This is a genomic window from uncultured Corynebacterium sp., assembly GCF_902489365.1.
GTDB lineage: Bacteria > Actinomycetota > Actinomycetes > Mycobacteriales > Mycobacteriaceae > Corynebacterium.
In genome coordinates, this window is record NZ_CABTZR010000164.1 from 1 (window position 1) to 1942 (window position 1942).

The window sequence follows — 1942 nt, forward strand, 5'->3', positions numbered from 1 at the left end:
CGCACCTCGCCCACGAGATCCGCATCCAGTGCGAAGCGGTCCACCAGAATGGCGCGGGCGCCATCGAGGGCTTTCTTCGTTTCCTCGAAACCTTCGGTGAGATACTCCCCTGCCAGCTTAGCCGGGTCCGCGGAAGGGTTCTCGATGAGCTTGTCGGTCAGCGGCTCCAGTCCGGCCTCACGCGCGATATCCGCTTTGGTCTTGCGGCGCTTCTTGTATGGCAGGTACAAATCCTCCAGGCGCGCCTTGGTCTCGCAGCCCTGGATCAGTGCGCGCAGCTCATCGGTGAGCTTGCCTTGCTCCTCAATCGCGGCGAGCACCGTTTCCTTGCGCTCCTCCAGTTCCCGCAGGTAGGTCGAGCGTTCCTCGATGATACGCAGCTGCGAGTCATCCAGCCCGCCGGTGGCTTCCTTGCGGTAACGGGCGATGAACGGAACGGTGTTACCCTCCGCCATGAGCTTGAGGGCGGCTTCGACAAACTGCTCTTTGACACCCAGCTCTCCAGCGATGGTGGCTGCGATATTCACAAAACCTCTTTATGGGTCGGGGACTAAAAGACCTTCCTACCCTATACCCCGCCCTGCCACGCGCAGGAAGTACCCAGGCCAAATTCGGTGTGGCCGATCTCGGAGGTCCCGTACCACAATGTGTGCGGCGGCAAACAGTCCGCGACGGCCGCGGTGACCTTGGTCAGCGGCAGGTCAGAGGTGCCGTTGACGATGACGCGCCACACGTGTTCGCTCACCGGCGGCTGGCCGTGCTTATCCATGTACTCGTTGACCAGGATGTTGTCGGGTTCACAGGTAAATGACACGACCTCGGCGTTGATGTCCTGCGGCTCGACCCCGCCTTCACGCAAACGCTGTGGCATGTCCTTGAGGACCTTGTTCCATTCAGCCTCAGTCATAAGTATTGACAAGTCAGTGCTGACGTCCATCTCAATCCTCCTTTAAGGTTTCCAGGTAGGCGCGATCGGCGTCACTTAGCTCCGCTGCATCCAGCAACTCGGGGCGACGCTGCCACGTCCGCGCCAGCGACTGCTCGCGGCGCCACCGGTCCACGCGGGCATGGTCACCGGAGGTCAGCACGTCCGGAACCTTGAGGCCACGCCACTCGCGCGGCTTGGTGTAGCTGGGCCCCTCCAGCAGACCATCGGAGAAGGAATCTTCTTCGTGCGAGCGCCGGTTCCCCAACACGCCAGGGATGAGGCGCACGACGGCCTCGGCGATGACCAGCACAGCTACCTCGCCGCCGATGAGCACGTAGTCACCGATGGAGACCTCACGTACGCGGTAGCGGTGCTGCGCATCGTCGACGACGCGCTGATCGATGCCCTCGTAGCGCCCGCACGCAAACACAATATGCTCCTCCGCGGACCACGCTTGCGCATCGGCCTGAGTAAAAGGCTCTCCCGCGGGTGTCGGCACGATAAGGAGCGGTTTGTCCGAATTCTCACTTTCGCCATAAGAGCGCGCCTCGACGCCATGGATATCGTCGTGGCGCGGCTTACTGAGGTGCGGCAGCGCGCTTTGCAGGTCCTGGGTGGAGGCGGTGCCGGAAGAGACGTCGTCAAGCGCGGGCCCCCACACCTCAGGTTTCATCACCATGCCGGGGCCGCCCCCATAGGGAGAATCATCGACGGATTTATGCACGTCGGTGGCCCACTGGCGCAGGTCATGCACGCCCACCGCGAGCTTCTCCTGCTCGATGGCCTTGCCCAGCAGTGCGTGGCGCAGCGGGTCGAGATACTCCGGAAAAATGGTGAGAACGTCAATCCTCATAGGTCGAGCAACCCTTCCGGCGGGGTGATGGTGCAGGTCCCGGCCTCCAGATCGACCTCCGGCACGATCTCCTCCACGAAGGGCACGAGTGCTTCTTTGCCTTCGGTGAGCGTGACCTCCAGAAGGGACTGCGTGGGACCGTGCGTCACGCCGGTCACCTC

At 62.6% G+C, this 1942-nt stretch carries 3 protein-coding genes and 1 pseudogene; all 4 read right to left on the bottom strand.

Features of this window, described 5'->3' with window-relative positions:
- Window positions 1-527 (bottom strand): Tex-like N-terminal domain-containing protein (locus RDN59_RS12165; protein ID WP_308608062.1); only part of this gene is annotated, 527 nt, incomplete at its 3' end.
- Between the two features lie 41 nt (window positions 528-568).
- Complete coding sequence (locus RDN59_RS12170) at window positions 569-937, bottom strand: hypothetical protein (RefSeq protein WP_308608063.1); 369 nt, start codon at window positions 935-937, stop codon at window positions 569-571.
- A 1-nt stretch (window position 938) separates the two neighbouring features.
- Window positions 939-1781: a tRNA (guanosine(37)-N1)-methyltransferase TrmD gene (gene trmD / locus RDN59_RS12175; RefSeq protein ID WP_308608064.1), complete on the bottom strand. Its 843-nt coding sequence runs from the start codon at window positions 1779-1781 to the stop codon at window positions 939-941.
- Window positions 1778-1942 (bottom strand): annotated as a pseudogene (locus RDN59_RS12180) (ribosome maturation factor RimM); the annotation flags it as partial. The pseudogene RDN59_RS12180 and the gene trmD, both read right to left, overlap by 4 nt.

What these genes read in the sequence shown, in the direction of transcription:
- RDN59_RS12170 (WP_308608063.1), bottom strand. Translation starts at nt 937, where the DNA reads ATGGACGTCAGCACTGACTTGTCAATACTTATGACTGAGGCTGAATGG.
- trmD (WP_308608064.1), bottom strand. Translation starts at nt 1,781, where the DNA reads ATGAGGATTGACGTTCTCACCATTTTTCCGGAGTATCTCGACCCGCTG.